This window comes from Streptomyces africanus, from assembly GCF_030816955.1.
GTDB lineage: Bacteria > Actinomycetota > Actinomycetes > Streptomycetales > Streptomycetaceae > Streptomyces > Streptomyces africanus.
This window is the reverse complement of sequence record NZ_JAUSYP010000001.1, coordinates 4,920,996-4,943,685: the sequence shown is the minus strand read 5'-3', so window position 1 is coordinate 4,943,685 and position 22,690 is coordinate 4,920,996. Positions and strand designations below refer to the sequence as shown.

Here is a 22,690-nt window from a genome sequence, read left to right as displayed (position 1 = left end):
CCGTACCTTCAATTCCGTTCCCGGAAGACACGGGACGACCAAGGAACACAGGCAGTGCACGGGACGGCGGGAAGCCGGCCGTAACGGGGAAACGGGAGGCGGTTCACCATGGCGCAGGGCGAGGTGCTCGAGTTCGAGGAGTACGTCCGCACGCGGCAGGACGCGCTGCTGCGCAGTGCCCGCCGCCTGGTCCCGGACCCGACGGACGCGCAGGACCTGCTGCAGACCGCGCTGGTCCGCACGTACGGCCGCTGGGAGACCATCGAGGACAAGCGGCTGGCGGACGCCTACCTGCGCCGGGTGATGATCAATACGCGGACGGAGTGGTGGCGGGCCCGCAAGCTGGAGGAGGTGCCGACCGAGCAGCTCCCGGACGCCTCGGTCGACGACTCCACCGAGCAGCACGCGGACCGCGCCCTGCTGATGGACGTCCTGAAGGTGCTCGCCCCGAAGCAGCGCAGTGTCGTCGTCCTGCGACACTGGGAGCAGATGTCCACAGAGGAGACGGCCGCCGCCCTCGGCATGTCGGCCGGAACGGTCAAGAGCACGCTGCACCGGGCGCTCGCCCGGCTCCGCGAGGAGCTGGAGTCCCGCGACCTGGACGCACGCGCGCTGGAGCGTGAGGAGCGGGAGCGGTGCGCGGCCTGACCGGCGAAGGGTCTGCACGGACCCCGGGCAGCATCCAGGCGGTGAGTACGGCCCTGGCCGTGCTCGCCGCCCTCGCCCTTTTGGTGTCCGCCTGCGGCGCGGGCGGCACCGGCGCCCGGGACGAGGGCCCGGCCCACTCCGACTCGGTGGCGGGCGCCGCCGCGGCCACACCGTCCGCCGCACCGTCGAAGACGCCCGACACGGTCGACGCGGTCCGGCTCGTCAAGGACGACCCCGAGGTCTCCCCCGAGGTGAAGCGCGAGCTGAAGCCGTGCGTCGCCGACGAGTACCCCGTCGACGTGTCCTACGGGAACCTGACCGGCGGATCGGGCGACGACGTCGTCGTCAACGTGCTGACCTGCGGTGACGCTGTGGGTGTGGGCAGTTACGTGTACCGCGAGCAGGACGGCTCGTACAAGAATGTGTTCAAGGCGGAGGAGACCCCGGTCTACGCGGAGATCGACCGCGGCGACCTGGTCGTGACCAAGCAGGTCTACGACAAGGGCGACCCGGTGTCGAGCCCCTCCGGCGAGAACGTGATCACCTACAGATGGACCTCCGGCCGGTTCGACGAGGAGTACCGCACGCACAACGACTACGGGAAGGTCGGCGGCGACACCCCCACGCCGGAGCCCGCGAGCTGACGTGGGCGCAGGGCGTGTGAACCGATCGGGCCGCTCGGACCGATCCACCGGTGAACGCATCACACCGATCGCGCGTCCCCCAGAGGGAACGCGACAGAACGCACCCCACGAACCACACGAGGACTGAGAGCACCGGGATGGCAGACCAGACCCACGTCCTGTTCGTCGAGGACGACGACGTCATCCGTGAGGCCACGCAGCTCGCCCTGGAACGGGACGGCTTCGTGGTCACCGCCATGCCCGACGGGCTGTCGGGCCTGGAGGCGTTCCGGGCGGACCGCCCCGACATCGCGCTGCTGGACGTCATGGTTCCCGGTCTGGACGGGGTCAGCCTGTGCCGCCGCATCCGGGACGAGTCGACCGTGCCGGTCATCATGCTGTCGGCGCGGGCCGACTCCATCGACGTCGTGCTGGGCCTGGAGGCGGGGGCCGACGACTATGTGACCAAGCCGTTCGACGGTGCCGTGCTGGTCGCCCGGATCCGCGCGGTGCTGCGCCGGTTCGGGCACGCGGGCGGCGGCCGGGCCGAGGAGGCGGCCTCCCCGGCGAGCGGCGGGGTGCTGACCTTCGGGGATCTGGAGGTCGACACCGAGGGCATGGAGGTCCGCCGGGCCGGGCAGCCGGTGGCGCTGACGCCGACCGAGATGCGGCTGCTGCTGGAGTTCTCGACGGCGCCGGGCACGGTGCTCTCCCGCGACAAGCTGCTGGAGCGGGTGTGGGACTACGGCTGGGGCGGGGACACCCGCGTGGTCGACGTGCACGTGCAGCGGCTGCGGCAGAAGATCGGCCAGGACCGCATCGAGACGGTCCGCGGCTTCGGTTACAAGTTGAAGGCCTGAGCAGGGGTGATGAGGGGGCATTTCCGGCGCCTGGTCGCCACGGGCTTAGAGCGCGCGGGTATCCGCACGGGCCTCAGATGGAAGCTGAGCGCTGCCATCGCGCTGGTCGGGGCGCTGGTGGCGGTCGCGCTGAGCCTGGTCGTGCACAACGCCGCCCGGGTGTCGATGCTGGACAACGCGCGCGACCTGGCCGACGAGCGCATCATGATCGCCCAGCGCAACTTCGAGCTGTCGGGGCGGATGAACTTCCCCAACACCAAGATCGACGACCCGAACCTGCCGGTGGCGCTGCGGCAGCGGGTGGAGGCGGGCCAGCGGGCGACGTACGTGGCGGACCGGCCCGGTGACGTGCCCGACATATGGGCCGCCGTGCCGCTGAAGAACGGGCATGTGATGTCGCTGCACTCGGGCTTCACCGACCGCAGCTCGGACATCCTCCAGGATCTCGACCAGGCCCTGATCATCGGCTCCATCGCGGTCGTCCTCGGCGGCAGCGCGCTCGGTGTGCTCATCGGCGGGCACCTCTCGCGGCGGCTGCGCAAGGCGGCCGTCGCGGCCGGCCAGCTCGCGGGCGGCGATACGGACGTGCGGGTGCGGGACGCCATGGGCGGGGTCGTCCGCGACGAGACCGACGACCTGGCGAGCGCGGTGGACGCCATGGCGGACACGCTGCGGCAGCGGATCGAGGCCGAGCGGCGGGTCACCGCCGACATCGCGCACGAGCTGCGCACACCGGTGACCGGGCTGCTGACCGCCGCCGAACTGCTGCCGCCCGGCCGCCCGACCGAGCTGGTGCTGGACCGGGCGAAGGCGATGCGCACGCTCGTGGAGGACGTGCTGGAGGTGGCCCGGCTGGACGGGGCATCCGAGCGGGCGGAGCTCCAGGACCTCATGCTGGGCACGTTCGTCGCCCGGCGGGTGGCGGCGAAGGACCCCGACGTCGAGGTGCGGATCGTGCACGAGTCGGAGGTCACCACCGACCCGCGGCGCCTGGAGCGGGTGCTGTTCAACCTGCTCGCCAACGCGGCCCGGCACGGCAAGCCGCCCATCGAGGTCACCGTCGAGGGCCGCGTCATCCGCGTCCGCGACCACGGCCCCGGCTTCCCCGAGGACCTGCTCGCCGAGGGGCCGAGCCGCTTCCGCACCGGCAGCAAGGACCGGGCCGGGCACGGCCACGGCCTCGGCCTGACCATCGCGGCCGGGCAGGCCCGGGTGCTGGGCGCCCGGCTGACCTTCCGGAACGTACGCACGCCGGGCGCGCCGGAGGGCGTACCGGCCGAGGGCGCGGTGGCCGTGCTGTGGCTGCCGGAGCACGCGCCGACGAACACGGGGAGTTATCCGATGCTGCCGGGGTCGTAGACCTTGCGGATCAGCAGGTCCAGTCCTGGTCCAGGTCGAGTCCGCCCTCCCGGGGCTGCGTGAAGGAGAACCAGTTGCCGGAGTCGTCACGGAACAGCGCCTCCGTGCCGTACGGGCGCTCCTGCGGCTCCTGGAGGAACTCCACGCCCCGGTCCTTGAGCTTCTTGTAGTCGCCGTGGATGTCGTCGGTGGTCAGCACGCCGGCGCCGAGCGCGCCCTTCGTCACCAGCTTCCGGAGCATCTCGGCGGACTCGGGGTCCATGGCGGGCCCGCCGGGCACCATCAGCGTGAGCTCGACGTCGGGCTGGTCCGGCGAGCCGACGGTGAGCCAGCGCATGCCGCCCTCGCCCATGGTCATGTCCGTACGGACCTCCAGCCCCAGTTTCTCGGTGTAGTACTCCTTGGCCCGGTCCTGGTCGAGGACCCAGACGGTCGAGATGGCGAGACCCTTGATCATCATGCGCTCCTGCTGGTCGGCGGCCGGTCGGTGCCTGCCCTGTCACCGTAGGCAGCGGGGGTGTCAGCCCGCTTCTCCGGAATTGCGCTGTTGCCCGGAGCCGGTGCCGGAGCCGGGTGCCGATCGGAAGCCGCCGGCCCACAGCATCGCGTAGCAGCCCGGTATGAGTGCCGCTCCGCGGCCCACGTGCTTCGTCCGGTACTCGCTGGGGGTGAGGCCGGTCCACGTCTTGAACCGGGCCGAGAACGTGCCGACGCTGCTGAAGCCGACCAGGTGGCAGATCTCCGTCACCGAGAGGTTCGCCGTGCGCAGCAGGTCCTGTGCGCGTTCTATGCGGCGGTGCGTGAGGTACTGCCCGGGGGTCTCGCCGTACGCCTCCTTGAAGGCGCGGAGGAAGTGATACCGGGAGTACCCGGCGTGTGCGGCCACGGCGTCCAGGTCCAGGTCGGGATCGGCCCAGTCCCGGTCCATGGCGTCCTTGGCGAGGCGCACCTGCCGCAGCTTGTCCATGGATCCGATGGTGGCACGAGGGTCTGACAACGGCCCTGGGATCGCGGCCGGGCATGACGAAGCCCCCGGGGCGGACCACCCCGGGGGCTTCGTGCGGTCCGGTCAGACGGTCTCCGCCACGGGCGGCTGCGCCGCCGGGGCGTCCGGCTCGCCGTCCGTCTTCGGGCCCGCGCCCTTGAGCGGGACCTCCTTGACGAACACGGCCGCCGCCAGGGCGAACACCGCCACCACGGCTCCCAGCAGGAAGGCCGAGTGCGTGCCGGCGGACACCGCGTGCTGGTACGCCTCCCGGGCCAGGACGGGAAGCTTCTCCAGGCTCTTCGCGTCGAGCTGCGCCGACTGCTCGGTCACCTTGGAGCCCAGCGCACCCGCCCGCTCGGCCATGACGTCCTGGACGCGGCTGTTGAACAGGGCGCCCATGATCGCGACGCCGAAGGAGGAGCCGAGGGTGCGGAAGAGGGTCGTCGACGAGGACGCCACGCCCATGTCCTTCATCTCCACGCTGTTCTGCGCGACCAGCATGGTGATCTGCATCAGGCAGCCCATGCCGAACCCGACCACGGCCATGAAGACACCGGACGTGAACCGCGAGGTCCCCGTGTCCATCGTGGACAGCAGGTAGAGGCCGACGGTCATCAGGACGCTGCCGAGGATCGGGAACACCTTGTACCGGCCGGTGTTCGTGGTGACCCGGCCGGCGACCATCGAGGTCACCAGCATCGCGCCGAGCATCGGCAGGAGCAGCAGCCCGGAGTTCGTCGCGGAGGCGCCCTGCACGGACTGCTGGTACAGCGGCAGGAACAGCGTCGCGCCGAACATCACGAAACCGGTGATGAAGCCGATGAGCGACATCAGCGTGAAGTTGCGGCTGCGGAAGATGTGCAGCGGCACCACGGGCTCGGCCGCCTTGGTCTGCCAGAACACGAAGCCGACGAGTGCGGCGACACCGATGCCGATCAGCTCCATGATCCGCGCGGAGCTCCAGGCGTACTCCGTGCCGCCCCAGGTGGTGACGAGGACGATCGCGGTGATGCCGACGGTCAGCAGGGCGGCGCCCAGATAGTCGATCCGCGCATCGGACCGCTTCTTCGGCAGGTGCAGGACCACACTGATGGCGACCAGCGCGACGACGCCGAGCGGCAGGTTGATGTAGAACGCCCAGCGCCAGCCCCAGTTGTCGGTGATCGTGCCGCCGACCAGCGGGCCGCCGATCATCGCCAGCGCCATGACGCCGGCCATCATGCCCTGGTACTTGCCGCGCTCCCGGGGCGGGATCAGGTCACCGATGATCGCCATGACGCCGACCATCAGACCGCCGGCGCCGAGGCCCTGGACGGCACGGAAGCCGATCAGCTCGCCCATGTCCTGGGCCATGCCGCTGAGCGCGGAGCCGATCAGGAAGAGGACGATCGACGTCATGAACGTGCCCTTGCGGCCGTACATGTCGCCGAGCTTGCCCCACAGCGGGGTGGATGCCGCGGTCGCGAGCGTGTACGCGGTGACCACCCACGAGAGGTGTTCGAGGCCGCCCAGCTCACCGACGATCGTCGGCATCGCCGTACCGATGATCATGTTGTCGAGCATCGCGAGCATCATCGCGATCATCAGCGCGAGCAGGACGACCCGCACGCTCCTCGGCTGTTTCCCCCCGGTGTCGGCGCCGACCGCCGGTGTGTCCGTCGTGTCCGCCATTGCTTTCCCACTCCCCCAGCTACCGCTACTTACTTGTCGACCGGCTAGTGACTACACTCGGAAGCTAGCCGCGGAACTAGCCGGGCGTCAAGTAAGTTTTATGGAAAGGGAGCGGCGTAGGAGGATGGGCGGCACCATGGACGGCACCAGGCATCGGCGCCGCGGGGACACCCGCCAGCGCATCCAGGACGTGGCCCTCGAACTCTTCGCGGAGCACGGCTACGAGAAGACCTCTCTGCGCGAGATCGCGGAACGCCTGGAGGTCACCAAGGCGGCGCTCTACTACCACTTCAAGACGAAGGAAGAGATCCTCGTCAGCATCTTCGACGACCTCACGAAGCCGATCGAGGAGCTGATCGAGTGGGGGCGGCAGCAGCCGCACACGCTCGGCACCAAGCAGGAGATCATCCGCCGTTACGCGCAGACCCTGTCCGGCGCCACGCCGCTGTTCCGCTTCATGCACGACAACCAGGCGACGGTGCGGGAGCTGCGGATCGGCGACTCCTTCAAGGAGCGCATCCGCGGTCTGCGCGACATCATCATCGACCCCGAGGCCGACCTGGTCGACCAGGTCCGCTGCGTCAGCGCGCTCTTCACGCTGCACGCCGGGATGTTCCTGCTCCAGGACCTGGAAGGCGACCCCGAGGACAAGAACAAAGCCGTCCTCGAGGTCGCCACGGACCTGGTGACCCAGGCCCACGAAGGAGCTCAGGGCTCCTAGCGAGGCCGGGCCGCCGGGGCCGTCAGACCTTGACGCCCTTGGCGCGCAGGAACTTCACCGGGTCGATCGCCGAGCCGTAGTTCGGGGTCGTACGGATCTCGAAGTGCAGGTGCGGACCGCTGGAGTTACCGGTGTTGCCGGACCGGGCTATCTCCTGGCCGGTCTTGACGACCTGGCCGATCCGCACCTCGATCTTGGACAGGTGGGCGTACTGCGAGTACGTGCCGTTGCCGTGCTTGATCACGACGGCGTTGCCGTACGCGGGGCCGTCACCGGCGCCGTTGCCGCCGGCCTTGACGACGGTGCCGCCATGGGCGGCGAGGACCTGGGTGCCGCTCGGCACGGCGAAGTCCTGCCCGCTGTGCTTGTGCTGCCACATGCCACCGGCCTGGGCGAAGCTCGCGGAGAGCGTGTACTTCTTCACCGGGTCGATCCAGGACGGCTTGGCCTTCTTGGCGGCCTTCTGCACAGCGGCCTTCTTCGCGGCGGCGGCCTTCTTCGCGGCGGCGGTCTGGGCGGCCTTCTCAGCCTTCGCGGCCTCGGCCTTGGCGGCCTTGGCCTGGACGGCGGCCTGCGCCTGGACGGCACTGGCGGTACCGGACGCGGCCGTGGTGTCGGCGGCGGACGCGACCCCTGCTCCCAGTGCGACCGAGACACCGAGGCCGGCGGCCAGCACGGTCGCACGGGTGCGGAGCTGGGACGTACGGGAAGAACGGGACGTGACGCGCTGGGACATCGAAACCTCGCGGGGAAGGGGACGGAGAAAACCACCCGGCGCACAGTCGCTCGCCGAATGGCCATCCCTTGGTAACCCGAAGTCCGACAAACCCCCAAAAGCATGATCTACGGCCTAAGTTAGTAATTCCCCTCAGTGGTCTACGTCTCTTGACATGACGTCCATTCAGGCCATTCAGGACCAATCAGGGCACTGCGCCACACTTCAGCCTGCCTGCCGGGGCAAGAATCCCTTTTCTTCCGGCCCGTTCAGCACTATTCCACCTAGTAACGGACATATCGCCTGTGCGGCATGTCACCGGAGGCCCTCTTCGGCCATTCCGAAAATGTGGCGCACGCCTCTATGCGCCTACCGTCCGGTAACCCTACGGTTCCCCTCGCGCCACCCTCGCCCACGAACATGCACACGACATGTTGGCAGCGTCACGGACGTGAGAGGACCCCCACGACATGCAGACCCGACGCCCCTGGTTGCGCCGCGCATCAGTGACCGCCGTCTCGGCGGCCGCCCTCATGGCGATGGCCGCACCGGCCGACGCCGCGGCCCCCGCCGATGCCGCCACCGCGGTCACCGCGGCCGCCGCCGCAGACGTCGACTACGCGACCTGGCAGAAGGACTGCCAGGCGGTGATGGACCAGGCGCTGCCCTACCTGAAGCAGCGGATCGCGGCCGCCAAGCCCGGCGAGAAGCAGGCGATCGTCTTCGACATCGACAACACCACGCTGGAGACCGACTTCGGCTTCAGCTACCCGCAGCCGGCCAACAAACCGGTCCTGGAGGCCGCCAGATACGCCCAGGAGCGCGGCGTCGCCCTGTTCTTCGTGACCGCCCGCCCGGACATCATCTCCTCGTTCACCGAGTACAACCTCAAGCAGGCCGGTTACCAGGTCTCCGGCCTCTACGTCCGGAACTTCATCGACCTGTTCAAGAACGTCGCCGAGTACAAGACGGCCCAGCGCGTCGACGTCGAGAAGAAGGGCTACACGATCATCGCGAACATCGGCAACAGCGTCGGCGACCTCTCCGGCGGCCACGCCGAGAAGACGTACAAGCTGCCGGACTACGACGGGCAGCTGTCGTAGCGCGGGCCATGCGCCTGAGGGCATGGAAAAGGGGCCGGTGCTTTTCAGCACCGGCCCCTCTCACTCGACCGTGACGCTTACACGTCCTTGCTCAGGTTCGGTCCCGTGCCACCGGCCGCCTGCTCGATCGGCGGGACGTCCGGCAGGGCCGACTTCTCCTCACCCCGGAAGGTGAAGGTCTTGGTCTCGCCCTCGCCCTCGGTGTCCACGACCACGATGTGACCGGGGCGCAGCTCGCCGAAGAGGATCTTCTCCGACAGGCTGTCCTCGATCTCGCGCTGGATCGTCCGGCGCAGCGGCCGGGCGCCCATGACCGGGTCGTAGCCCTTCTTGGCGAGGAGCTCCTTGGCGGACTGGGCGAGCTCGATGCCCATGTCCCGGTCCTTCAGGCGCTCGTCCACCTTGCTGATCATCAGGTCGACGATCCGCAGGATGTCGGCCTCGGTCAGCTGCGGGAACACGACCACGTCGTCGACGCGGTTGAGGAACTCGGGCCGGAAGTGCTGCTTGAGCTCGTCCGAGACCTTGTTCTTCATACGCTCGTAGTTGGTCTTCGTGTCACCCGAGGCCGCGAAGCCCAGGTTGAAGCCCTTGGAGATGTCCCGGGTACCGAGGTTGGTCGTCATGATGATGACCGTGTTCTTGAAGTCCACGACCCGGCCCTGGGAGTCGGTCAGACGACCGTCCTCCAGGATCTGCAGCAGCGAGTTGAAGATGTCCGGGTGGGCCTTCTCGACCTCGTCGAAGAGGACCACCGAGAACGGCTTGCGCCGCACCTTCTCGGTCAGCTGGCCGCCCTCCTCGTAGCCCACGTAGCCGGGGGGCGAACCGAAGAGCCGCGACACCGTGTGCTTCTCGCTGAACTCCGACATGTCGAGGGAGATCAGCGCGTCCTCGTCACCGAAGAGGAACTCGGCGAGCGCCTTGGACAGCTCGGTCTTACCGACACCGGACGGGCCGGCGAAGATGAACGAGCCACCGGGACGCTTCGGGTCCTTCAGACCGGCACGCGTACGGCGGATCGCCTTCGACAGCGCCTTGACGGCGTCGTTCTGGCCGATGACCCGCTTGTGCAGCTCCTCCTCCATGCGGAGCAGGCGGCTGGACTCCTCCTCGGTCAGCTTGAAGACCGGGATGCCCGTGGCCGTGGCGAGGACCTCGGCGATCAGCTCGCCGTCGACCTCGGCGACGACGTCCATGTCGCCGGCCTTCCACTCCTTCTCCCGCTTGGCCTTGGCGGCCAGGAGCTGCTTCTCCTTGTCGCGCAGGGAGGCGGCCTTCTCGAAGTCCTGCGAGTCGATCGCGGACTCCTTGTCGCGGCGGACACCGGCGATCTTCTCGTCGAACTCGCGCAGGTCCGGCGGCGCGGTCATCCGGCGGATGCGCATCCTCGATCCGGCCTCGTCGATCAGGTCGATCGCCTTGTCCGGCAGGAAGCGGTCCGAGATGTACCGGTCGGCCAGGGTGGCGGCCTGGACCAGCGCCTCGTCCGTGATGGAGACGCGGTGGTGCGCCTCGTAGCGGTCACGCAGACCCTTGAGGATCTCGATCGTGTGCGGCAGCGACGGCTCGGCGACCTGGATGGGCTGGAAGCGGCGCTCGAGGGCCGCGTCCTTCTCCAGGTGCTTGCGGTACTCGTCCAGCGTGGTCGCACCGATGGTCTGCAGCTCACCGCGGGCCAGCATCGGCTTCAGGATGGAAGCCGCGTCGATGGCGCCCTCGGCGGCACCCGCACCGACCAGCGTGTGCAGCTCGTCGATGAACAGGATGATGTCGCCGCGGGTGCGGATCTCCTTGAGGACCTTCTTCAGGCGCTCCTCGAAGTCACCGCGGTAGCGGGAGCCGGCGACCAGCGCGCCGAGGTCCAGGGTGTAGAGGTGCTTGTCCTTGAGGGTCTCGGGCACCTCGCCCTTGACGATGGCCTGGGCGAGGCCCTCGACGACGGCGGTCTTGCCGACGCCGGGCTCACCGATCAGGACCGGGTTGTTCTTCGTACGGCGGGAGAGCACCTGCATGACCCGCTCGATCTCCTTCTCGCGCCCGATGACCGGGTCGAGCTTGGACTCACGAGCGGCCTGGGTGAGGTTCCGGCCGAACTGGTCGAGGACCAGGGACGTGGAGGGCGTGCCCTCGGCAGGACCGCCGGCGGTGGCGGTCTCCTTGCCCTGGTAACCGGAGAGCAGCTGGATGACCTGCTGCCGCACCCGGTTGAGATCTGCGCCCAGCTTGACCAGGACCTGGGCGGCGACGCCCTCGCCCTCGCGGATCAGGCCGAGCAGGATGTGCTCCGTGCCGATGTAGTTGTGGCCCAGCTGAAGGGCCTCGCGGAGCGACAGCTCCAGGACCTTCTTGGCACGGGGGGTGAAGGGGATGTGCCCGGACGGGGCCTGCTGGCCCTGGCCGATGATCTCCTCCACCTGCTGGCGGACCGCCTCGAGCGAAATCCCGAGGCTCTCAAGGGCCTTGGCGGCGACACCTTCACCCCTCGTGGATCAGGCCCAGGAGGATGTGTTCAGTGCCGATGTAGTTGTGGTTGAGCATCCGGGCTTCTTCCTGAGCCAGGACGACAACCCGCCGCGCGCGGTCGGTGAACCTCTCGAACATCGTTAATCGCTCCTCAGAGCGGTCAGGCAGTGGGGGGAACTTCCCCTCCCTGTCCTTCCGCAGCTTAGTCCCGCAAGCGGGGACCGCTCATTCCAACTGCCGACACCGTCCTTGGCCTCCTGACCCCGAACGCCGACATCTGCTCCAACCCGATGGTGCGAGACGATGTTCCCGCAGGCCAGGCAGATACCCCCTTCGTCAGTACGCCCATGGCGAACGTGAGACTGCCTTTCCTGCGTGTCGCCCCCTCCCACTAGGGATGTCTTACCCGCACGGACCGGAAGTCCATGCCGAGCGCCCCCCTTCCCTCCGCTACGGGCGAACAACCTTGCGCCTCCCCGCGCCCCCCGCACGCCCCCATTTCGACACTGTGCGCATTCGTGACGCCACCCAGCGTAACCCGCACGTCCTTCCGGCTGTTGCGCTTGGCATGTTCGGCGCCCCTCGCCTCGTCCCGCTCCCCCGCCGGCCGCTCGACGAGAGCTGTCGGGTCCGGCGGTGGTACGAGAACGAACTGGGCTGGCCGACGGTGCCCGGTGACCCGCTGCGGCTGGTGGTGGGGGTGCGCTACGACGTCCTGGACGTGCCCTCCGAGGCGGGACACGCGGCCCTGCGGCGCCTGGCCCCGGCCTCTCCGGTGGCTGTGCTCGGCGACCGGATGCGGTTCCTGGTGGCCGCGGGCACGGCGGAGGAACTGCCCGGGCTGCTGGAGTGGCTGGAGTGGGGAACCCTGCCGCTCGACCTGACGGCGACCGGAGCGGGCGACACGATGGAGGCGCCTCGGCCGCCGGGGGCCGATACGCCGCCGCGGGCGTGGGAGAGCGGTGGGCCACTGCCCTTCAGTGAGAGGGGCGGGACGCTGCCTCGCGAGAGCGACTCGCTGTTGCCCTGTGAGTCGGGCGGCTCGATGTCGTGCGAGAAGGGCGGGCCGCTCCCCGAGCGGTTTGCCGAGCGAGGTCGGCAGGGGTTCGCGCCGTCGGCTTCCGAGGCGGACGGCGCGTTGTTCCCCGAGCCCGGCTTCTGCCGTGGCCGGCCGCTTCCCCTGGGCCGGTTCGGTTCCCAGGGGGCCGCCGTGTGGCTGCGGCCCCCCGAGCCGGGATGCGAGGTCGAGGCCTCGCTGCCGACGCTGTCGGCCTTGGGGGGCGGTGGAGACGCCCCCGATCTCGTACGGCTGGTGAACACGGTGGCCACGCAGTGCCACCGGGTCCGGCTGCGGCGCGCGCGTGCCCAGCCGTCGGCCTTGCGCGCGCAGGGTCGCTAGTGCCGCTGTTCAGCCGTTGGCCTTCTCGTAGGCCTCGCGGATGGTCGCGGGAACACGGCCGCGGTCGTTGACCTCGTAGCCGTTCTCCTTCGCCCAGGCGCGGATGGCCGCGGTGTCCTGGCTGCCGCTCGAAGCCGCACGCGCCTTTCCGCGCCCGCCCGAAGCACGGCCTCCGGTACGACGACCGCCCTTCACGTAAGGCTCGAGAAGGCCGCGGAGCTTGTCCGCATTAGCGGTGGTGAGATCGATCTCGTACGTCTTGCCGTCCAGCGCGAACGTGACGGTCTCGTCCGCCTCGCCGCCGTCGAGGTCGTCGACAAGAAGGACCTGAACCTTCTGTGCCACCGGATTTCCTTTCATCGATATCTTCAGGGCCGGGGTGTGCCGGCGTCCGCCGTATCGCCGTCCCCTGTTATATGCAGTACTGCAGTACCTCGGAAAGCAAACCGCTTTTGCCGGAAAAACACAAACCCTCGGCAGAGACCGGCACCCCGCCTCCGTCCGGAAACGTGCGCGTTTCGGACATAGGGCACCCGGGCAGGGCGGCGGTGCGGAATACGTCTTGAGGAACCGGACGGGCGGTCTTGCGACCGGCTTGCGACTGGCTTGTGTCCGTCCCGATGATCACAGATGCAGAAGCATCCGGCTGTTGCCCAAGGTGTTCGGTTTCACTCGTTCGAGACCGAGGAACTCCGCGACACCCTCGTCATAGGAACGCAGCAGCTCCGCGTAGACATCCGTGTCGACTGGCGTCTCGCCGATCTCCACGAAGCCGTGCTTGCCGAAGAAGTCCACTTCGAAGGTCAGACAGAAAACACGGCGAACGCCGAGCCAGCGGGCGGTGTGCAGCAACTTCTCCAGCAACCGGTGTCCGACGCCCGCGCCCTTCAGGCCGGGCTTCACGGCGAGAGTACGGACTTCGGCGAGGTCTTCCCACATCACGTGCAGGGCGCCGCAGCCGACGACCTCGGCGTTGTCGTCCCGTTCCGCGACCCAGAACTCCTGGATGTCCTCGTAAAGCGTCACCGTTGCTTTGTCGAGCAGGATGCCGCCGCGGACGTAGGCGTCCAGGAGGCGGCGCACGGCCGGGACATCACTGGTACGTGCCCGTCGGACGGTGATGGCTTTTGTGGGGGCTTCAGGGCTCTTCGCGGACATGACGGGACGCTATCGCCCGCCGGGGTCCTGAGCAGAGGCGGGGTTCTCCGGCGGTTCAGCCGGTTCCGTTCGTTCCGGCGGTTCCGTACGTTCCGGCGGTTCCGTTCCTTCCGCCGGAACGGCCAGTTCCGACGGTCCGGTCGGTTTCCTGGTTTCCGGGACCTGGGCGATGCGTACGGCATCGCGGAGAGTCTCTCGCTGTTCCTCGCTCATCATGCCGAAGAAGGCGACGAGAGCCGCGGCGGGGTTGTCGCTCTGCGACCAGGCGTCGTTCATCAGGGCCGCGGCGTAGGCGGCGCGTGTGGAGACCGCCTCATATCGATAGGCGCGGCCTTCCGCCTCGCGGCGCACCCAGCCCTTCTGATGGAGATTGTCCAAAACGGTCATCACGGTGGTGTACGCGATGGACCGCTCCTTCTGAAGATCTTCCAGGACTTCTCGAACGGTCACCGGGCGGTTCCACTTCCACACCCGTGACATGACCGCGTCTTCGAGTTCTCCCAATGGGCGAGGCACACCTCAGAACAATAGTGGGAGATCTGGGTAATGGCGTGGCGGACGTGCGCTTCACCGGCGAACGGGAGCAAAAAGGGCGTACGACTCGAAAGTGCGGGCCTCGCGGGGGAGGCCGGCCGCACGGAGTCGTACGCCTCGGAGCGCTGCGCCCAGTGGGGCGGCGGCAGCGGTCGGGTCAGGCTTCGGCCTTCGGGGGCGTCGTGGAGGACTGCCGGGCACCCTCCACGCGCGCGAGGGCGGCATCGACGGCCGCGTCCTCCTTGGCCTTGTTGGCGCCGCCCTGTGTCTTCACGATCACCCGGATCACGCCGATGAAGAAGATGGCCATGACGACCGGGGGCAGGAGCGCGGAGACGTAGTCCATGGATCCAGAGTAGCCACGTCAGCCCGCGGCGAGCTGCTGGGGGTTGGCCGGGGGTGGCGGCGGGGTGGGCTTGCGGCGCGGGAAGACCTCGCCCGGGGTGGGGATCGGGCGGCTGGGTTTCGGGGTGCCCGGGGCGGGGGCCGGGCTGGGCTTGGGGGCGGGCTTCTGGGGCGCCGGCTTCCGCGCGGGTTTCTTCTCGGGCTGCTTCTCCGGTGTGTCCTTCCCGGCGGCGGAGAGGCCACCGGGGAGGGGCAGGAGGCGGAGGCGCGCGCGGGAGGCGGGGACGGTGGGGGTGTGTGAGCGGATGGCGCGTACCGGCTGCTGCCCGGCGAGCAGTCGGCAGCGGTCCAGGAGGGCGGCTGCGGTGGGGCTGCCGCGCAGGGCACCGAGGGCGGCGAGGTCGTCGGGGTGGGGGCGGTATCCGGCGCCCAGTGCCTCGTCCAGGAGCGTGAGGTAGCCGGCGGCGGTGCCGGGGAGGGCGGCGCGGTACCGGCCGAGGTCGGCCACGAGGAAGGCGCGCAGCCTGGCTCCCTCCCGCATCACCTCGTCGAGCGACTCTGCGAGGCGGAGGCAGTCCTGGACGTCGTCGGCCGAGGCGGAGGTGGGGTGAAGGGCGAGGGCGAGAGCGCGGCGGAGCACACGCAGCTCCTCCACGCCGAACGCCATGCCGCCGCGGGATCCATATGGCGTGGGCATGCTGCGACGATACGCGCTAATCAGACAAATTCCGCATATCGGGCAGGTGTGGCGTGCGGGACCACCCGGGTGGGCGGGGCACCGGCCACGGACTCCTGCCGCGGGGTGGTGGGTCGGGGCCGCGCCGGGGGGTGCAGGTCCCGCCTGGCTGCGGGCAGCCGTGCCTCCCTCAGTGCCTTAAGGGGCCTGGGATGTGCTCCCAGGGCGGCACGGGTGGGCGCAGCGGCACCCCGCTCCGCCGGGCTGCGCACCCACCCGGCCCCGGCAAACACCGGCCGTCACATGCGCGACACGTTCCGCTCGTACACCAGTCGCAGCCCGATCAGCGTCAGCCACGGCTCGTGCTCGTCGATGACCGACGACTCGCCCAGGACCATCGGCGCGAGACCGCCCGTCGCGATCACCGTGACGTCGTCCGGGTCCTCCGACAGCTCGCGGGCGACGCGGTTGACGACCCCGTCGACCTGGCCGGCGAAGCCGTAGATGATGCCCGACTGCATCGCCTCGACCGTGTTCTTGCCGATGACGCTGCGGGGCCGGGCCACCTCGATCTTGCGGAGCTGGGCGCCGCGGACGCCGAGGGCCTCGACGGAGATCTCGATGCCGGGGGCGATGACCCCGCCGACGTACTCGCCGCGCGCGCTGACCGCGTCGAACGTCGTCGCCGTGCCGAAGTCGACGACGATCGCGGGGCCGCCGTAGAGCTCGACCGCCGCGACCGCGTTGATGATGCGGTCCGCGCCGACCTCCTTGGGGTTGTCCATGAGGATCGGGACGCCCGTCTTGACGCCCGGTTCGACGAGGACCGCCGGGACGTCGCCGTAGTAGCGGCGCGTCACCTCGCGGAGCTCGTGCAGGACCGAGGGGACGGTCGCGCAGATGGCGATGCCGTCGATGCCGTCGCCCAGTTCGTCGCCGAGGAGCGGGTGCATGCCCATCAGGCCCTGGAGGAGGACCGCCAGCTCGTCGGCGGTGCGGCGCGCGTCCGTGGAGATGCGCCAGTGTTCGACGATGTCCTCGCCGTCGAACAGGCCCAGGACGGTGTGGGTGTTTCCTACGTCGATCGTCAGCAGCATGGCCCGTACCCGCTCCCCTACTCCGCCGGCCGCAGGTCCAGGCCGATGTCCAGGATCGGCGAGGAGTGGGTGAGGGCTCCGACGGCCAGGTAGTCGACGCCGGTGTCCGCATAGGCCCTGGCGTTGTCGAGGGTCAGGCGGCCCGAGGCCTCCAGGGCGGCGCGGCCCTGGACGAGGGCGACCGCCTCCTCGCACTCGCCCGGCGTGAAGTTGTCCAGGAGGATCAGGTCCGCGCCGGCGTCCAGGACCTCGCGGAGCTGGTGCAGGGTGTCGACCTCGACCTCGATGGGGACGTCGGGGAAGCGCTCGCGGACCGCCTTGAAGGCCTGGGCGACGCCGCCCGCGGCGACCACGTGGTTGTCCTTGACGAGGGCCGCGTCCGAGAGGGACATGCGGTGGTTGACGCCGCCACCGCAGCGGACCGCGTACTTCTCCAGGGAGCGCAGGCCGGGTGTCGTCTTGCGGGTGTCGCGGACCTTGGCCTTGGTGCCGTCCAGGGCGTCCGCCCACGCGCGCGTGGCCGTCGCGATGCCCGACAGGCGGCACAGGATGTTCAGCGCGCTGCGCTCGGCCGTGAGGAGGTCGCGGGTGCGGGTGGTGACCGACAGGAGCTTCTGGCCCGCCTCGACGCGGTCGCCGTCCTCCGCGTGGCGCTCGATCTCGAGTTCCTCCTCGCAGACGACCGAGATGACCGCTTCGGCGATGCGCAGGCCGGCCACGACGCCCGCCTCGCGGGCCGTGAAGTCGGCGGTGGACACCGCGTCCTCGGGGATCGTCGCCACCGTCGTCACGTCCACGCCGTGGGCCAGGTCCTCCTGGAGGGCCACGTTGGCGATGTCCTCGACCTCGACGGGGTCGAGGCCGGCGTCGGCCAGGAGCTGGGCGAGTGCGGGGTCCAGGCCGCACTCCAGGTACGCCTCGTCGTCCGCGCCGCAGGCGCAGCCGTCGCCGCAGCCTCCGGACGAGGCGAGGGGAAGGTCGGGGGTGCTCACGTCGGTCACTGCTCCTGGGGGGCCTGGGGCGGGAGGGTCGTAGGGAAGTCTGTGGTGTCCGTGGTGTGCACGGCCAGCGTGCGGTCGGGGTTCAGGCGTACGACGATGTGGCGGCGCCAGGTGGTGTCGTCGCGCTCGGGGCGGTCCTCGCGCCAGTGGCAGCCCCGGGTCTCCTCGCGCAGCCGGGCCGCGGCGACCAGGACGCGGGCCACGCACAGCAGGTTGGTGGCCTCCCAGGTGTCGACGCCGGCCTCGGCCGTCTTGCCGTTCTCGGCGAGGGCGTCGCGGGCGTCGGTGTGCAGTTGCTGGAGCTGGTCGGCGGCCTTGGTGAGGGACTCGGCGGAGCGCAGGACACCGGCCCCGTTCGTCATGATCCGCTGGATCGTGAAGCGGGCCTCCGGGGTGAGCAGAGGGTGCTCGGGGGTCTCCGGGTGCGGCAGCGGCTGCGGCACCCGGGCCTCGACGCCGTTCGCCGCGATGTCGGCCGCGATGCGCTCGGCGTAGACAAGGCCTTCGAGGAGCGAGTTGGAGGCCAGGCGGTTGGCGCCGTGCACGCCGGTGCAGGCGACCTCGCCGCACGCGTACAGGCCCGGGACGGTCGTACGGCCCCGGGAGTCGGTGCGGACGCCGCCGGAGGCGTAGTGGGCGGCCGGGGCGACCGGGATCGGCTCGGTGACCGGGTCGATGCCGTGGGCGCGGCAGGCGGCGAGGATCGTCGGGAAGCGGTGTTTCCACATGTCGGCGCCGAAGTGCCGGGCGTCGAGGAACATGTGCTCGGCGTCCCGCTCCTGCATGCGGCGCAGGATGCCCTTGGCGACGATGTCGCGGGGCGCGAGCTCGGCCAGTTCGTGCCGGCCCTGCATGAAGCGCACGCCGTCGGCGTCGACCAGGTGGGCGCCCTCGCCGCGCACCGCCTCGGAGACCAGGGGCTGCTGGCCCTCCGCGTCGGCGCCCAGGAAGAGGACCGTCGGGTGGAACTGGACGAACTCCAGGTCGCTCACCTCGGCGCCCGCGCGCAGCGCCAGGGCCACGCCGTCGCCCGTGGAGACGGACGGGTTGGTCGTCGCCGAGAAGACCTGGCCCATGCCGCCGGTCGCCAGGACCACCGCCGGGGCGTGGACCGCGCCCACGCCGTCGTGCTGGCCCTCGCCCATGACGTGCAGGGTGACGCCCGCCGTGCGGCCCTCGGCGTCGGTGAGGAGGTCCAGGACGAGCGCGTTCTCGACCGTGCGCAAGCCACGCGCGCGTACTGCCTCGACCAGGGCCCTGGAGATCTCGGCACCGGTGGCGTCGCCGCCGGCGTGGGCGATGCGGCGGCGGTGGTGGCCGCCCTCGCGGGTGAGTTCCAGGCCGCCCTCGGAGGACTCGTCGAACTGAGCGCCGGTCTCGATGAGGCGGCGTACGGCCTCCGGACCCTCGGTGACGAGGATGCGGACCGCTTCCTCGTCGCACAGGCCCGCGCCCGCGACCAGGGTGTCGTCCAGGTGCTGTTCGGGGGTGTCGCCCTCGCCGAGGGCCGCGGCGATGCCGCCCTGGGCCCAGCGGGTGGAGCCGTCGTCCAGGCGGGCCTTGGTGACGACGACGGTGGTCAGGCCGGCCGCCTCGCAGCGCAGGGCGGCGGTGAGGCCGGCGACGCCGGAGCCGACGACGACCACGTCCGCGGAGATGGACCACCCGGGGGCGGGCGCGTGCAGTCGTATGCCTGTGCTGGTCACGAGGCGGCTCCGAAGGTGAGGGGAACGTTGTCGATCAGTCGGGTCGTCCCGACCCGGGCGGCGACGGCGAGGACCGCCTCGCCGGTGAAGTCGTCCCCGATGTCGGTGAAGTCGGACGGGTCGACCAGGGCGAGGTAGTCCAGCACGAGCGGCGGATCGAGGCGGGCGGCCTCGTCGAGGACCTGGCGGGCGGCCGCGCGGACGGCGGACGGGCCGCCCGGGACGGCCGTCGCGACGGCGTGCGCGTCCGCTGCCGCGCGGGACTCCCCTATGGCGCTGAGGGCCTCGGCACGCGCGCGTGTGGCGGGCACCTCGCGGGCCCGGGCGCGCAGCGCCTCCTGCGCGGCGTGCCGGTCCTGCCCCGCGAACAGGGCGCTGGACAGCGCGAGGGCGGTGCGCCGCTCGGCGGGCGAGAGGTAGCGGTTGCGGCTGGACAGGGCCAGGCCGTCCTCCTCGCGGACGGTGGGGACGCCGACGATCTCCACGCCGAAGTTCAGGTCCCGCGCCATGCGGCGGATCAGGGCGAGCTGCTGGGCGTCCTTCTGGCCGTACAGGGCGACGTCGGGGCGGGTGAGGTGCAGCAGCTTGGCGACGACCGTGAGCATGCCGTCGAAGTGGCCGGGGCGGGAGGCGCCCTCCAGCCGCTCGCCCATGGGGCCCGCGGTGATGCGGACCTGGGGCTCGCCGCCGGGGTAGACCTCGTCGACGGCCGGGGCGAACACGACGTCCGCGCCCGACCCCCCGGCCAGCTTCACGTCGGCGTCCAGGGTGCGCGGGTAGCGGTCGAGGTCCTCGCCCGCGCCGAACTGGAGCGGGTTGACGAAGACGGTGACGACGACCTCGCCGTCGGGTCCGGCGAGGGCGCGCGCGGTGCGGATCAGCGTGGCGTGGCCCTCGTGCAGCGCGCCCATGGTCATCACCACGGCGCGGCGGCCCGCACGCGTGCGTGCGTGCAGTTCGGCGGCGGTGCTGAGCAGGGTCGTGGTCATCGGGTGTCCCCTTCGGTGCCGTCGGTCCCGTGGGCGAGTACCCCGAGGAGGTCCTCGGCGAGCTCCGGCTTCAGCAGGCCGTGGGCCAGGGCCCGGTCGGCGGTCGCGCGGGCCATCGCCAGGTAACCGTCGACGGCTTGCGGGGCGTGCCGGCGCAGCTCGGTGACGTGCGCTGCGACCGTGCCCGCGTCGCCGCGCGCGACCGGGCCCGTGAGGGCCGCGTCGCCGGAGCGCAGGGCGTTGTCCAGGGCCGCGCCGAGCAGCGGGCCGAGCATCCGGTCGGGGGCCGAGACACCGGCCGTGCGCAGCAGCTCCAGGGACTGGGCGACCAGCGTGACCAGGTGATTGGCGCCGAGCGCGAGGGCCGCGTGGTACAGCGGCCGGTTCTCCTCGGCGATCCACTCCGGCTCGCCGCCCATCTCGATCACCAGGGCCTCGGCGGCCAGCCGCAGCTCCTCGGGCGCCGTGACGCCGAAGGAGCAGCCGGCCAGCCGCTGGACGTCCACGGGTGTGCCGGTGAAGGTCATCGCGGGGTGCAGGGCCAGCGGCAGGGCGCCCGCGCGCAGGGCGGGGTCGAGCACCCGCGCGCCGTACCGCCCGGAGGTGTGGACGAGCAGTTGTCCCGGTCGTACGGACCCGGTGTCGGCGAGGCCCGCGACCAGCTCGGGGAGGGCGTCGTCGGGAACCGTCAGCAGGACCAGGTCGGCCCGCTGGAGGACCTCGGCGGGCGGCATCACCGGCACGTCGGGCAGCAGTTGCGCGGCGCGGCGCCGGGAGACGTCGGAGACCGCGGAGACGGCGACCGGGCGGTGCCCGGCGAGCTGGAGGGACGCGGCCAGTGCGGGTCCCACGCGGCCGGCGCCGACGACGCCGACGGTGAGCCGCGCGGGGCGGTCCCTGGGGTCTGGCTGTGGGGTTGTGTTCACTCGACGGCGGCCTTCCCGTTCCAGTCCGCTCCGGGTACCGGACGATTTCTCGTCATGTTAACGCGATCGGTTCGAGGGGCGTTCGGTTGTCCACAGGGCGTGCATCACACGCGTGCCCGGGCGTACGGAAATCCGGGTGTCCGGCCGCACACGCGCGCGGGATGATCCGGGCCATGAGTGACATGGCGGAGCAGGACGAGCAGGACGAGCAGGGCGAGCGAGCGGCCGGGCAACGGCCGGACGAGGACCGGCCGGACGAGGACCTCAGATCACAGCTCCGGGAGCGGCGGCTGGCCGCCCACCGCGGCGCACGGCGCGTGTTCGCGCGCTTCGCCTTCCACAAGACGCTCCGGGAGCGGCTGGCGGAGCTGGACGGGGCACAGGATGTGTACGACCTGGACGAGCGGTCCGACGTGTACGGCGACGGCGTCGTCGAGGCGCTGGAGACGAAGGTCGCCGCACTGCTCGGCACCGAGGCCGCCGCGTTCTTCCCGACGGGCACGATGGCCCAGCAGGTGGCGCTGCGCTGCTGGGCGGGCCGCACCGGCGACCCGACCGTCGCCCTGCACGCGCTCAGCCATCCCGAGGTGCACGAGCGGAACGCGTTCCGCGAGGTCGGCGGCCTGCGGCCGGTGCGCGTGACCAGCGAGCCGCGACTGCCCACCGCCGCCGAGGTGCGCGACTTCGAGGAGCCCTTCGGCGCGCTGATGCTGGAACTGCCCCTGAGAGACGCCGGTTTCGTGCTGCCCTCCTGGGAGGAGCTCACCGAGGTGGTGGCGGCCGCGCGGGAGCGGGACGCGGTGGTGCACTTCGACGGGGCCCGCCTGTGGGAGTCCACGGTCCACTTCGGCCGCCCCCTGGAGGAGATCGCGGGCCTGGCCGACAGCGTCTACGTGTCGTTCTACAAGTCCCTGGAGGGCTTCGGCGGTGCGGCGCTCGCCGGTCCCGGGGAGCTCGTGGAGGAGGCGAAGGCCTGGCGGCACCGGTACGGCGGCCTGGTCTTCCAGCAGTTCCCGACGGCCCTGTCGGCGCTGGTCGGGCTGGAGCGGCAACTGCCCCGGCTGCCGGAGTTCGTCGCCCACGCGCGCGTGGTGGCCGCCGCCCTGCGCGAGGGGTTCGAGGCGGCCGGGGTGCCGTGGGTGCGCGTGCACCCGGAGGTGCCGCACACCCACGACTTCCAGGTGTGGCTGCCCTACGACGCCGACGTCCTCTCGGAGGCGGCGGTGCGGACGGCCGAGGAGACCGGTACCGTCCTGTTCTCCTTCGCCTGGGACCGGAGCGGCCCGGGCCTGGCCCGCACGGAGGTGCAGGTGCGGTCCGCCGGTCTCGAGTGGACCGCAGAGGACGTGAAGACGGCGGTCGCCGACTTCGTCGCCCGGCTGCCCGGGCGGATCAGCCGGTAGCGCGGCGCCTGGAGGGCAGCCACCGGCCCAGGGCGTGCCGGATCCGCTTCCGCCGACGGGCCGGGCGCCCGGCGAGGACGGCCCGGAACTGCCGTTCGTCGCGCCATTCCCGTACGACCTGCCAGTCGTGCGTGCCCGGCGCGGGCGGGGCGGGCTCGTCGTGCTGCCGGGCGCGGTAGGTGTCGAGGAGGTACTGCTGCGTGATGCTCATGGTGGATCGCCTCTGGGGGACGGGGGGTTGGAGGTCCGAAGGCTCCGCGGCTGCCCCGGTGGTCCCACAGTGCGCCCGTGCCGAGGGCGGC

The 22,690-nt window shown here is 70.8% G+C and carries 23 protein-coding genes and 1 pseudogene; 8 read left to right on the top strand and 16 right to left on the bottom strand.

Annotated features, from left to right (window positions below):
• The first annotated feature begins 108 nt into the window (after window positions 1–108).
• From QF034_RS23025 to cseC, 4 genes are all read left to right on the top strand, one after another.
• Complete coding sequence (locus QF034_RS23025) at window positions 109–648, top strand: SigE family RNA polymerase sigma factor (protein ID WP_010048809.1); 540 nt, start codon at window positions 109–111, stop codon at window positions 646–648.
• Window positions 636–1,292, top strand: a complete 657-nt coding sequence (locus tag QF034_RS23020; protein WP_307176740.1) for a hypothetical protein — start codon at window positions 636–638, stop codon at window positions 1,290–1,292. Before QF034_RS23025 ends, QF034_RS23020 begins: the two co-directional genes overlap by 13 nt.
• Before the next feature lie 137 nt (window positions 1,293–1,429).
• On the top strand, window positions 1,430–2,131 hold the full coding sequence (cseB, locus tag QF034_RS23015) for a two-component system response regulator CseB (protein ID WP_306964994.1): 702 nt from the start codon (window positions 1,430–1,432) through the stop codon (window positions 2,129–2,131).
• Between the two features lie 9 nt (window positions 2,132–2,140).
• Window positions 2,141–3,490, top strand: coding sequence for a two-component system sensor histidine kinase CseC (cseC, locus tag QF034_RS23010; RefSeq protein WP_307176739.1), 1,350 nt, complete (start codon window positions 2,141–2,143; stop codon window positions 3,488–3,490).
• Between the two features lie 10 nt (window positions 3,491–3,500).
• Here cseC and QF034_RS23005 read toward each other — a convergent pair whose 3' ends face one another.
• The 3 genes from QF034_RS23005 to QF034_RS22995 form a co-directional block, all read right to left on the bottom strand.
• On the bottom strand, window positions 3,501–3,947 hold the full coding sequence (locus QF034_RS23005) for a VOC family protein (protein ID WP_307179955.1): 447 nt from the start codon (window positions 3,945–3,947) through the stop codon (window positions 3,501–3,503).
• 63 nt (window positions 3,948–4,010) lie between these two features.
• Complete coding sequence (locus QF034_RS23000; RefSeq protein WP_307176738.1) at window positions 4,011–4,457, bottom strand: helix-turn-helix transcriptional regulator; 447 nt, start codon at window positions 4,455–4,457, stop codon at window positions 4,011–4,013.
• Window positions 4,458–4,559: 102 nt separating this feature from the next.
• Window positions 4,560–6,149: an MDR family MFS transporter gene (locus tag QF034_RS22995; protein ID WP_307176737.1), complete on the bottom strand. Its 1,590-nt coding sequence runs from the start codon at window positions 6,147–6,149 to the stop codon at window positions 4,560–4,562.
• 124 nt (window positions 6,150–6,273) lie between these two features.
• Between QF034_RS22995 and QF034_RS22990 the strand changes: the two genes are divergently transcribed.
• Window positions 6,274–6,870: a TetR/AcrR family transcriptional regulator gene (locus QF034_RS22990; RefSeq protein WP_307176736.1), complete on the top strand. Its 597-nt coding sequence runs from the start codon at window positions 6,274–6,276 to the stop codon at window positions 6,868–6,870.
• Between the two features lie 22 nt (window positions 6,871–6,892).
• On the opposite strand, the gene QF034_RS22985 is transcribed toward QF034_RS22990, so the two are convergent.
• Window positions 6,893–7,606, bottom strand: coding sequence for a M23 family metallopeptidase (locus tag QF034_RS22985; protein WP_307176735.1), 714 nt, complete (start codon window positions 7,604–7,606; stop codon window positions 6,893–6,895).
• A gap of 449 nt (window positions 7,607–8,055) precedes the next feature.
• Here QF034_RS22985 and QF034_RS22980 point away from each other — a divergent pair, with 449 nt between their 5' ends.
• Window positions 8,056–8,688 (top strand): HAD family acid phosphatase, encoded by a 633-nt coding sequence (locus QF034_RS22980; protein WP_307176734.1) that lies wholly within the window; start codon window positions 8,056–8,058, stop codon window positions 8,686–8,688.
• A gap of 77 nt (window positions 8,689–8,765) precedes the next feature.
• Here the strand turns inward: QF034_RS22980 and QF034_RS22975 are convergent.
• Window positions 8,766–11,292: pseudogene (locus QF034_RS22975) on the bottom strand (ATP-dependent Clp protease ATP-binding subunit).
• 430 nt (window positions 11,293–11,722) lie between these two features.
• On the opposite strand from QF034_RS22975, the gene QF034_RS22970 reads away from it, so the two are divergent.
• Window positions 11,723–12,553: an SCO3374 family protein gene (locus QF034_RS22970; RefSeq protein ID WP_307176733.1), complete on the top strand. Its 831-nt coding sequence runs from the start codon at window positions 11,723–11,725 to the stop codon at window positions 12,551–12,553.
• 9 nt (window positions 12,554–12,562) lie between these two features.
• Here the strand turns inward: QF034_RS22970 and QF034_RS22965 are convergent, their stop codons facing one another.
• The 10 genes from QF034_RS22965 to QF034_RS22920 all read right to left on the bottom strand — a co-directional run bounded on the left by QF034_RS22965 (window position 12,563) and on the right by QF034_RS22920 (window position 20,985).
• The gene (locus QF034_RS22965) at window positions 12,563–12,898 is read right to left on the bottom strand and encodes a histone-like nucleoid-structuring protein Lsr2 (RefSeq protein WP_010048839.1); all 336 of its coding nucleotides are present in this window, start codon (window positions 12,896–12,898) and stop codon (window positions 12,563–12,565) included.
• 279 nt (window positions 12,899–13,177) lie between these two features.
• Window positions 13,178–13,711: an amino-acid N-acetyltransferase gene (locus QF034_RS22960; RefSeq protein WP_307176732.1), complete on the bottom strand. Its 534-nt coding sequence runs from the start codon at window positions 13,709–13,711 to the stop codon at window positions 13,178–13,180.
• Between the two features lie 9 nt (window positions 13,712–13,720).
• On the bottom strand, window positions 13,721–14,191 hold the full coding sequence (locus QF034_RS22955; RefSeq protein WP_370880960.1) for a BlaI/MecI/CopY family transcriptional regulator: 471 nt from the start codon (window positions 14,189–14,191) through the stop codon (window positions 13,721–13,723).
• 211 nt (window positions 14,192–14,402) lie between these two features.
• Window positions 14,403–14,591, bottom strand: a complete 189-nt coding sequence (locus tag QF034_RS22950; protein ID WP_086565905.1) for a hypothetical protein — start codon at window positions 14,589–14,591, stop codon at window positions 14,403–14,405.
• Window positions 14,592–14,609: 18 nt separating this feature from the next.
• Complete coding sequence (locus QF034_RS22945; protein WP_307176730.1) at window positions 14,610–15,287, bottom strand: hypothetical protein; 678 nt, start codon at window positions 15,285–15,287, stop codon at window positions 14,610–14,612.
• 278 nt (window positions 15,288–15,565) lie between these two features.
• Window positions 15,566–16,363, bottom strand: coding sequence for a type III pantothenate kinase (locus tag QF034_RS22940; RefSeq protein ID WP_010044343.1), 798 nt, complete (start codon window positions 16,361–16,363; stop codon window positions 15,566–15,568).
• A gap of 17 nt (window positions 16,364–16,380) precedes the next feature.
• Window positions 16,381–17,355 carry a carboxylating nicotinate-nucleotide diphosphorylase gene (nadC, locus tag QF034_RS22935; RefSeq protein WP_307176729.1) on the bottom strand — a complete coding sequence of 325 codons (975 nt, stop codon included), beginning with the start codon at window positions 17,353–17,355 and terminating at the stop codon, window positions 16,381–16,383.
• Between the two features lie 5 nt (window positions 17,356–17,360).
• A complete protein-coding gene (locus QF034_RS22930; RefSeq protein ID WP_307176728.1) occupies window positions 17,361–19,070 on the bottom strand; it encodes an L-aspartate oxidase in 1,710 nt (569 codons plus the stop codon).
• Complete coding sequence (gene panC, locus QF034_RS22925) at window positions 19,067–20,059, bottom strand: pantoate--beta-alanine ligase (RefSeq protein ID WP_307176727.1); 993 nt, start codon at window positions 20,057–20,059, stop codon at window positions 19,067–19,069. The genes QF034_RS22930 and panC overlap by 4 nt, the downstream gene beginning before the upstream one ends.
• Entirely contained in the window at window positions 20,056–20,985 is a 930-nt protein-coding gene (locus QF034_RS22920) for a Rossmann-like and DUF2520 domain-containing protein (protein ID WP_307176726.1), read from the bottom strand. The genes panC and QF034_RS22920 overlap by 4 nt, the downstream gene beginning before the upstream one ends.
• Window positions 20,986–21,158: 173 nt before the next feature.
• Here QF034_RS22920 and QF034_RS22915 point away from each other — a divergent pair, with 173 nt between their 5' ends.
• Complete coding sequence (locus tag QF034_RS22915) at window positions 21,159–22,388, top strand: threonine aldolase family protein (protein WP_307176725.1); 1,230 nt, start codon at window positions 21,159–21,161, stop codon at window positions 22,386–22,388.
• Here the strand turns inward: QF034_RS22915 and QF034_RS22910 are convergent.
• Complete coding sequence (locus tag QF034_RS22910) at window positions 22,378–22,599, bottom strand: hypothetical protein (RefSeq protein WP_307176724.1); 222 nt, start codon at window positions 22,597–22,599, stop codon at window positions 22,378–22,380. The two genes, QF034_RS22915 and QF034_RS22910, sit on opposite strands and share 11 nt — an antisense overlap.
• Between the last annotated feature and the right edge of the window lie 91 nt (window positions 22,600–22,690).

Bases quoted from the DNA above. Each gene is read 5' to 3' on its own strand.
- QF034_RS23025 (WP_010048809.1), top strand. From the start codon at position 109: ATGGCGCAGGGCGAGGTGCTCGAGTTCGAGGAGTACGTCCGCACGCGG.
- cseB (WP_306964994.1), top strand. From the start codon at position 1,430: ATGGCAGACCAGACCCACGTCCTGTTCGTCGAGGACGACGACGTCATC.
- cseC (WP_307176739.1), top strand. From the start codon at position 2,141: ATGAGGGGGCATTTCCGGCGCCTGGTCGCCACGGGCTTAGAGCGCGCG.
- QF034_RS23005 (WP_307179955.1), bottom strand. From the start codon at position 3,947: ATGATCAAGGGTCTCGCCATCTCGACCGTCTGGGTCCTCGACCAGGAC.
- QF034_RS23000 (WP_307176738.1), bottom strand. From the start codon at position 4,457: ATGGACAAGCTGCGGCAGGTGCGCCTCGCCAAGGACGCCATGGACCGG.
- QF034_RS22995 (WP_307176737.1), bottom strand. From the start codon at position 6,149: ATGGCGGACACGACGGACACACCGGCGGTCGGCGCCGACACCGGGGGG.
- QF034_RS22990 (WP_307176736.1), top strand. From the start codon at position 6,274: ATGGGCGGCACCATGGACGGCACCAGGCATCGGCGCCGCGGGGACACC.
- QF034_RS22985 (WP_307176735.1), bottom strand. From the start codon at position 7,606: ATGTCCCAGCGCGTCACGTCCCGTTCTTCCCGTACGTCCCAGCTCCGC.
- QF034_RS22980 (WP_307176734.1), top strand. From the start codon at position 8,056: ATGCAGACCCGACGCCCCTGGTTGCGCCGCGCATCAGTGACCGCCGTC.
- QF034_RS22970 (WP_307176733.1), top strand. From the start codon at position 11,723: ATGTTCGGCGCCCCTCGCCTCGTCCCGCTCCCCCGCCGGCCGCTCGAC.
- QF034_RS22960 (WP_307176732.1), bottom strand. From the start codon at position 13,711: ATGTCCGCGAAGAGCCCTGAAGCCCCCACAAAAGCCATCACCGTCCGA.
- QF034_RS22955 (WP_370880960.1), bottom strand. From the start codon at position 14,191: ATGTCACGGGTGTGGAAGTGGAACCGCCCGGTGACCGTTCGAGAAGTC.
- QF034_RS22950 (WP_086565905.1), bottom strand. From the start codon at position 14,591: ATGGACTACGTCTCCGCGCTCCTGCCCCCGGTCGTCATGGCCATCTTC.
- QF034_RS22945 (WP_307176730.1), bottom strand. From the start codon at position 15,287: ATGCCCACGCCATATGGATCCCGCGGCGGCATGGCGTTCGGCGTGGAG.
- QF034_RS22940 (WP_010044343.1), bottom strand. From the start codon at position 16,363: ATGCTGCTGACGATCGACGTAGGAAACACCCACACCGTCCTGGGCCTG.
- panC (WP_307176727.1), bottom strand. From the start codon at position 20,059: ATGACCACGACCCTGCTCAGCACCGCCGCCGAACTGCACGCACGCACG.
- QF034_RS22915 (WP_307176725.1), top strand. From the start codon at position 21,159: ATGAGTGACATGGCGGAGCAGGACGAGCAGGACGAGCAGGGCGAGCGA.
- QF034_RS22910 (WP_307176724.1), bottom strand. From the start codon at position 22,599: ATGAGCATCACGCAGCAGTACCTCCTCGACACCTACCGCGCCCGGCAG.